The organism is Paenibacillus ihuae, assembly GCF_001368795.1.
GTDB lineage: Bacteria > Bacillota > Bacilli > Paenibacillales > Paenibacillaceae > Paenibacillus_AQ > Paenibacillus_AQ ihuae.
In genome coordinates this window covers 233,549-241,618 of sequence record NZ_LN831199.1, presented here as the reverse complement: position 1 = coordinate 241,618, position 8,070 = coordinate 233,549, and the positions used below count along the sequence as shown (strand labels likewise).

Here is an 8,070-nt window from a genome sequence, read left to right as displayed (position 1 = left end):
TTCAGGATTTATACTTGATCTAAAAATAAGTTAAAGGATGATAAAGATGAGAACCCTGAATTTGACCTCACAGCGGCAAGCCGTTTATGATATCGTCCGTAATTCGCATGACCATCCGACTGCCGCAGAAGTGATGAACCGGCTGGTAGAGCAGGGACATAACCTGGCCTACGGCACGGTGTATAACTCGCTGCGTTATCTTACAGATAAACAGATGATCCGTGAGCTGAAGCTGGGTGAGGCCGCCAGCAGATACGATGCCCGCCTGGACGATCACCAGCATATCCTTTGCGATGTCTGCGGTGCTGTGGATGAAGTAATGACCCATGTGCCGGAGGAATGGATGAATACAGTGGCTGAGGAAACCGGATATACCATTTCCCATGCCCATGTAGTATTCGGAGGCGTATGCACGGCCTGTAAGAATAAAATTGTAAATTAAGGGCTGGACAGGACCTGCAATATTCAGGGCGGCTGCAAGAAAAGGTTAAATATATAACAAAAGACCGTTTTCATTTGAACGGTCTTTTTTTGCTCTTCTATCAAAATTCTCAGATGTTATAGGATTATAAGAATAAATAATGCTCAAAAAAAGGGATTTAACGTGCGATATATAATTATATATATCCTAGTACTAAATCATTCATACTTAAGACCCAGACGAAAGAGAGCGTGAATCCCATGAATAAAAAATTCCACATAAACATCCGTATGAAGCTTATTCTTACATACCTGCTTGTCCTGCTGGTTCCCAGCATCATTATCGGCTGGCAGACCTATCAATCCGCCAGCAGCAGGGTAGAAGGACAACTGATGAATAATGCTGCGGAGAGCGTAGCGGCAGTCAATGAGATCATCAATGCCAACATCCAGTCTAAAATAAACGATATCAATTATTTCGCTGCACAGCTTACAGCAGAGGCGGTCAATGCAGAATCGGGAGGAGCCCCGGCTGATATTACTGCCCGATTGAAGGAATATGCTGCACTGCATCCGGATGTACTTGATATTTATGTTGGAACGAGCCGGGCCAGTACGTTACATGCTTCTGAGGCTAAGCTTCCGGACGGGTATGATCCGCGCAAGCAGAATTCCTATATCAGTGCCCTTAAGCACGGCCAGGGTATCGTAATCTCTCCGGCCTTTGAGACAGTAAATAAGGAGACGGCGATCGCTATCTCGGCTGTGCTTGAAGGGGGGGATGGCGTGGTGGCGCTCGACCTTGATCTGTCGGCCCTGGCTGATCTGACCAGTATTAAAGTAGGCGAGCAGGGTTATATATTTATTGTCGACAGCAGCAAAAAGTACCTTGTACATCCTACTGAGACGCTAGGGCAGGAATCCACAGAGGAATTTGTGAAGAAGATGTTCGAATCCGAATCCGGCTCCTTTAATTATGTCTACAAGGATTTACATAAAAAAATGACGTATAAGCTGAATGATCTAACCGGCTGGAGAATCGGGGGTACCATCAGTAAAAGTGAAGTATCCAGCGCGACATCCGACATCCGCAATACCGCCATTCTTGTGATCGGCATCTCAGTCTTGCTGGCACTGGTACTGATCTACTTCAATGTAGAGTCTATCCTGCGGCCGCTTAACAGGCTCCGCAAAGCTACCGCGGTCATTGCGAAGGGAGATCTTTCAGAGGATATTGGAATCTTCCGCCGGGATGAGCTCGGTATGCTCGCCGACAACTTCCGGTCAATGGTCGCGAGCCTTCGTGAAATGATTATCGGTGTGCAGGAGATGACCGACGATGTGTCCTCTTCTGCTGAAGAGCTTGCAGCCGGCGCTGAGCAGACAACCAGAGCCATCGAGCATGTCACTCTGGCGATTCAGGAAGTAGCGGCGGGTACAGAACGCCAGGCGGACAGTGTGGAAAAGGGAATGGAGAGCACAGCAGCCACAGCTGGTGAGGTTCAGAACATTTCCGGTTTCATGGAGCAGGTCTCGGCAATGATGGACAAGACGTCGCAGTCTGCTTCCGAGGGCAACGATTCGGTAATCAGTGTGGTGGACAAAATCAATGGCATTCATGAGACCGTGGAGGAGCTGGGCGGGGTAATCGATAAACTAAATGAGCGCACGGAGCAGATTCACGGCATTGTCGGCGTAATCACGGGAATTTCGCGGCAGACCAATCTGCTCGCACTGAACGCTTCCATCGAAGCCGCACGTGCGGGTGAGCAGGGGCGCGGTTTCGCAGTGGTCGCTTCTGAAGTACGCAAGCTGGCGGAAGAATCGGAGAAATCGGCCCGGCAGATCTCTGAGCAGATCTTCTCCATTAACGAAGAGATGAAGCAGGCAACAGTGACGATGGAAAGCGCGAAGAGCAAGGTGTCGGACGGCATCCTGGCCGTGGATACCACCGGCCGTTCGTTCTCACGGATCCGCAGGGCAGTTAAAGGTGCAGCGGAAAAAATTGAAGCGATGGACGGGGCCGTTCGCTCCCTGACTTCCGAAGCCGTAAGCATGGAACGGGCAATCGGCGAGATTGGCGGCATTTCCAGGGAGGCTGCCGGCAATACAGAGACGATCTCTGCAGCTGCTCAGGAACAGCTCGCGGCCGTGGAGGAAATCTCCTCTTCGACGATGAACCTGAGCCATCTGGCGGAAGAGCTGCAGAAGCTGGTGGGCCGCTTCAAGCTTTATCCTGAGCAGGCAGGGTCCGCTGCAGTTCAGGTCAAGTCTGAGGATACCGGCAGCGCTTCCTGACCGGGAATTACCCGGCAGCACTTTTCTTTTCCCGCCCTTTGCAAGTATACTGATAAACAATAATGCAGGGTTACGAGGGGGAGAAGAGTTCATGGCAGAGCAATTAAAGGGGATTACTGTCGCTCTGGCAGGTCCGCGCAAATCAGAGGAAATGGCCAGGCTTGTGGAGAATATGGGCGGCACGGCAGTGTATCGTCCGGCCCAGGGTACGGTATTTCTGGATGACGAGGCGCTGCGTCAAGGACTGACCGCCTGGACCTTACAGCCGCCGGATTGGGTCATTCTGACAACAGGAATGGGGCTGGACGCGATATTCGGCATGGCTGAGAATATGGGGATCGCCAGCCGGTTTCTGGAGATTCTCGCCGGTTCACCTATTGCTGCGCGGGGCTACAAAACAGTCAATGCCCTGAAGAAACGCGGACTTGTCCCGGCTGTCCGTGATGACGACGGAAGCACCAGCGGGCTGATCCGCGGGCTGCAGGAATTCGATTTGCAGGGCAAAGAGATCGTGCTGCAGCTGCATGGAGAATCAGCCCCCAGGCTCACAGCCTGGCTGGAAGCGTCCGGAGCAAGGGTCCGTGAGGTGCAGCCTTACCGCCATACCCCGCCGGAGCCGGGAGCGTTGGATTTGCTGCTGGCCGACATCCTGGAGAGCAAGGTAGATGCCGTAGCTTTTACCAGTGCGCCGCAATTCCGCTTCCTGTCCGGGCACGCACGGGAGCAGGGTAAGCTGGAAGAAATGGTACAGGCCTTCGAACATGGAGTGCTGGCCGTTTCTGTAGGGAAGATCACTTCCCAAGCCCTATTAGAGGAAGGCGTGCAAAGGATCGTGATGCCCGAACATGAACGGATGGGGAGTATGTTCGTTGAACTGGGGCGTTATGTAGCCGCGAGGCGCTGAGTCAGGCGAAGAAATTCATTCCCGCCCCTGGGCGGGTTTTGTTTTTGCCTGAGCATGGACATCCGGAGCAGTTTTACTTAGAATAGTAGCAACATGTGCGACGTTTTTAAACCGAAGAACCTTGAAGGAGGATACCTATGGACAAGAGAAAATGCCTGCTGCTGGGCGATTATACCCATCCCCGCTTCCACCCGCTGCAGGGCGTGGACAAACAAATCAGCGAAATTCTGAATGACCTGCTGACCGTACAATGCTCAGAGAATAAAAAGCTGCTGCTCGGAGAGCATTTAGCCGGCTATGATCTTTGCATTTCCTATAATGAGTTGTGGAACGAGACGGTTTCTCCCCAGCAGACCGCAGGTCTGCTTAGTTATGTGAGCGGAGGGGGAGGACTCATTGTTATGCATACCGGCATATCACTGGCCAAACGCTATGAGCTGGCCCAGCTGATCGGCGGCAGATTTACCGGCCATCCGCCGTATACCTCCCTGAACTTTAAAGTACAGGAGCATGATATTACCGAGGGCATGGAGGACTTTCAGCTGGATGAGGAGCCGTACCGCTTTGAATTCGATCCGTTTACAGAAAAAACCATCCTGCTTGAATATGAGGCGGACGGCGAAACGTACCCGGCAGCGTGGTGTCACAGTTACGGGCAGGGACGCGTAGTGTTCCTGATGCCCGGTCATCATGAGCCCTCCTTCCGCCATCCTGCAGTCCGTGAATTAATTCTGCGGGCGGCAACTTGGGCAGCCCGCATTCCCAGATAACTTCATTTTGTCATTAAACCTGCCCCTTGCAGCCTGAATTTTGTGAAATAGGCCGACAAGGGGTATACTTTATCCATAACTGGAATCTTTGGGAGGAAAGTGCCATGAGTGATCTGTTCAAAAAAGCAATCTCTTTAGGAGTAGGCCTCACCATTGTCAGCAAAGAGAAGGTCGAGAAGGCAGTAGATGAGCTGGTTAAACGCGGGGAGCTCGCTCCCTCAGAGTCCAAAGCGCTTGTTGACCGGCTGGTGGAACGCGGCGAAGAAGAACGCGGTGCGTTCAAGACCGCCGTACAGGAGCAGGTTCAGCGTGTGCTCAAGGAGCTGAAGGTTCCTGCACAGAGCGATGTTACTGAACTCGAGACACGGATTGCCGCACTTGAGCGGCGTGTAGCCGAGCTGGAGGGCACCTCTCCCCAGGAGGATACTATCACGGATACGCGTACGGATTAAATGGCAGTTCGAATCAGACATGCCGGGCGGTACCGGACCATTGCCATGGCGCTAATGCGTCATGGCTTCGGCTATATGGTGGAGGAGCTGGGGCTCTACCATCTGCTGTCATTACCGCGCCGGATTATGACGCAGGAGATTCATACGAGTCTGACAGTAGGAGAGCGCATACGCCGCGTGCTGGAGGATTTAGGACCGACCTTTGTGAAGTTAGGCCAGCTCGCCAGCACCCGTTCCGATTTGCTGCCCGAGCCCATTATAGCGGAGCTGGTCAAGCTGCAGGATAATGTGCCGCCGTTTTCGGCGGAGACGGCGCGGAGTATTGTCGAGCAGGAGCTGGATCAGCCGCTTGATGAAATTTTTCAAAGGTTTGAGGATACCCCTATCGCTGCGGCTTCGATTGGCCAGGTGCACCGGGCCGTGCTGCACGGCGGCCAGAGCGTAGCGGTTAAGATACAGCGTCCGGGTGTGACGCGCACGATGAACCGGGATCTGGAAATTCTTCAGGATTTAAGCGCCTTGGCCGAAAGACGGCTGGACTGGGCGAAGCAATATGGACTGACCCGGATGGTGGAGGAATTCTCACGCTCCCTGCTGGCCGAGCTGGATTACGCCCAGGAGGGCCGCAATGCCGAGCGCATTGCCGGCCAGCAGCCGGAGCAAGCTAAGGCCAAGGTTGTAATTCCCGCGATCTATTGGGACTACAGCTCGGCCAGGGTGCTGACCATGGAATTCGTCAGCGGGATTACACTGAACCGCCGGGAGGAGCTGCTGGGGCGGGGGATGAAGCTGAAGACCATTGCGCAGCAGCTGGTAGAGATGATGCTGGACCAGATCTTTATTCACGGATTTTTTCATGCCGATCCCCATCCCGGCAATGTGATGCTGCTGGAGAACGGCAAGCTGGCACTGATTGATTTCGGGATGGTCGGGCGGCTCAGTGAAGAGATGAAGGACAGCCTGTCTGCGCTGGTCATTGCGCTGATGCGCAGGAATACCGATTCGATGGTGCGGGCGATTTTGCGTCTGGGGGTTATTCCCGAGAATGCCGACCGTGCCGCGCTGCGGGATGATATGGACCGGATGAGGGAGTCCTATTATGACATCCCGTTCAATCAGGTGAGTATCGGCAAGGCGCTGAACGATTTGTTCGGCATTGCCCGTAAGCACAGGCTGGTCATTCCGCCGGACCTGGCGATGCTTGGCAAAACGATGCTGACGCTGGAGGGGATTGTGGCGAATCTGGACCCTTCCTTCAGTATTGTGCAGATGGCTGAGCCCTTTGGCAGGCAGCTGGTGAAGCAGCGCTTCAGCAGCAGCCGGGTGCAGCGCAAGCTGCTCGGCGGTGTCGCTGATCTGGCTGAAAGCCTGGTGGAGCTGCCTTCACAGGCCCGCCAGCTGTCAGCGCTGATCAGCAGCGGCAAACTGAAGGTGGAAGTGGTGGTTCCCGAGCTGAAGGATCTGGAGCATAAGTTCAGCCGGGTCGGCAACCGCCTGTCATTCAGCATTGTGCTGCTTGCCTTCAGCATCATTATGGCCGGGCTGATTATCGGCTCATCGCTGCGCGGCGAGCCTTCTGTGCTGTGGGATTTCCCCACCGTGGAGATCGGTTCAGTCATAGCGCTGCTGATGGTGATCTGGCTGCTGCTGTCGATTTTTAAATCGGGCAGATTCTAGATACAATGGAGCCCGTAATAATTATTCTCGCGCAGTTACACACAAATGCCCTGATATCAAGTACAATAAGAAGGATAACTTTCTAAGCTTACTGTTTCCGTGCGCCAAAAGCCGGACAGACTATTGTATAGAGTGTAATGGAACGCAAAAGGAGTGCCGTCATGTATGTCCGGTGGATCGCTGCTGCCCTAGAAACCGAACTTTGACCGCACACCTGCAGGGCAAGAGGCGGCAAATGGGACGGAAGGACCTGGGTAGACGGGTTCTTCCGCTTTTGTTTGCCCCTTAATGAGGGAATATGAACGTACATTACTCCGAACATGGATGCCTATAAGTTATGTAAGCAGAATAAATCCAAGAATTTAGTGAGGTGGAGCAATTGTCAGGTTTTAAGGGATTAGGAGTTTCTGAGGTATTAACTGATCTGCTAAAAGGACAAGGCATCGTCAAGCCGACGCCGGTCCAGGAAGAATCTATTCCGCCGCTGGTGCAGGGTCTGGACGTCATTGCCAGAGCAAAGACAGGTACCGGGAAGACACTGGCCTTCCTGTTGCCGATTATGGACAAGATCCGCGTAGAGGCGGCTTATCCGCAGGCGCTGATTCTGGCGCCGACGCGCGAGCTGGCACTGCAGATTACCGAAGAGGCGCGCAAGCTGGCGCGTCATACGGGTGTGAAGATTCTGGCGGTATACGGCGGGCAGGATGTAGAGAAACAGCTGCGCAAGCTGGAAGGCGGCAGACATCTGATTATCGGTACGCCGGGAAGAGTGCTTGATCATATGCGCCGCGAGACGCTGGATCTGAACGGAGTGAAGATGCTCGTCCTCGATGAAGCAGACCAGATGCTGCATATGGGCTTCCTGGAGGATGTGGAGACGATTATCACGGCTGTGCCTTACCGCCGTCAGACAATGCTTTTCTCTGCGACGATGCCGGATCCGATCAAACGTCTGGCTGCGAATTATATGAAGGAGCCGCTAGATATCATCATCAAGAGCGGCTCGCCGATCCCGCTGGACAATATCCGCCAGCAGGTCGTTGAATGCTCAGACCGCAATAAGGAAGAAGCGCTGCAGGCACTAATTGAGCGGGACCGTCCGTACCTTGCGATTATTTTCTGCCGGACCAAGCGCCGGGTTTCGAAGCTGAACGAAGCGCTGCAGGCAGCCGGCTACGACTGTGACGAGCTGCACGGTGATCTGTCCCAGGGCAAGCGTGAAGCGGTCATGAAGCGGTTCCGCGATGCCAAGCTGCAGCTTCTGGTTGCAACGGACGTTGCCGCCCGGGGTCTTGACGTTGAAGGCATTACCCATGTTTTCAACTATGACCTGCCGCTGGATGCGGACAGCTATATCCACCGGATCGGCCGGACCGGCCGGGCCGGCGGCGAAGGCCTGGCGATCACCCTCGCCTCGCCGCGTGAATACAACCTGCTCGATCTGATCGAGCACGGGATTTCCCAGCAGCTGGACCGCCGCCGCTACGAGAAGGATGAATTCGGCGTAGGCGAATTCACCGCTGTGCAGGGCGGCGGCTCCCCGCGGGGC

General features: G+C 54.1%; 6 protein-coding genes and 1 pseudogene. All 7 read left to right on the top strand.

Annotated features, from left to right (window positions below; all coding sequences use genetic code 11):
• The first annotated feature begins 46 nt into the window (after nucleotides 1-46).
• A complete protein-coding gene (locus AQR02_RS20745) occupies nucleotides 47-442 on the top strand; it encodes a Fur family transcriptional regulator (RefSeq protein ID WP_054942340.1) in 396 nt (131 codons plus the stop codon).
• Nucleotides 443-681: 239 nt separating this feature from the next.
• On the top strand, nucleotides 682-2,718 hold the full coding sequence (locus AQR02_RS20740) for a methyl-accepting chemotaxis protein (protein ID WP_054942339.1): 2,037 nt from the start codon (nucleotides 682-684) through the stop codon (nucleotides 2,716-2,718).
• A gap of 91 nt (nucleotides 2,719-2,809) precedes the next feature.
• Complete coding sequence (locus AQR02_RS20735) at nucleotides 2,810-3,622, top strand: uroporphyrinogen-III synthase (RefSeq protein WP_054942338.1); 813 nt, start codon at nucleotides 2,810-2,812, stop codon at nucleotides 3,620-3,622.
• A 137-nt stretch (nucleotides 3,623-3,759) separates the two neighbouring features.
• Entirely contained in the window at nucleotides 3,760-4,392 is a 633-nt protein-coding gene (locus AQR02_RS20730; RefSeq protein WP_054942337.1) for a ThuA domain-containing protein, read from the top strand.
• A gap of 104 nt (nucleotides 4,393-4,496) precedes the next feature.
• A complete protein-coding gene (locus AQR02_RS20725) occupies nucleotides 4,497-4,844 on the top strand; it encodes a phasin family protein (RefSeq protein WP_054942336.1) in 348 nt (115 codons plus the stop codon).
• Nucleotides 4,845-6,521, top strand: coding sequence for an ABC1 kinase family protein (locus AQR02_RS20720; protein ID WP_054942335.1), 1,677 nt, complete (start codon nucleotides 4,845-4,847; stop codon nucleotides 6,519-6,521).
• Between the two features lie 379 nt (nucleotides 6,522-6,900).
• Nucleotides 6,901-8,070 (top strand): annotated as a pseudogene (locus AQR02_RS33140) (DEAD/DEAH box helicase); the annotation flags it as partial.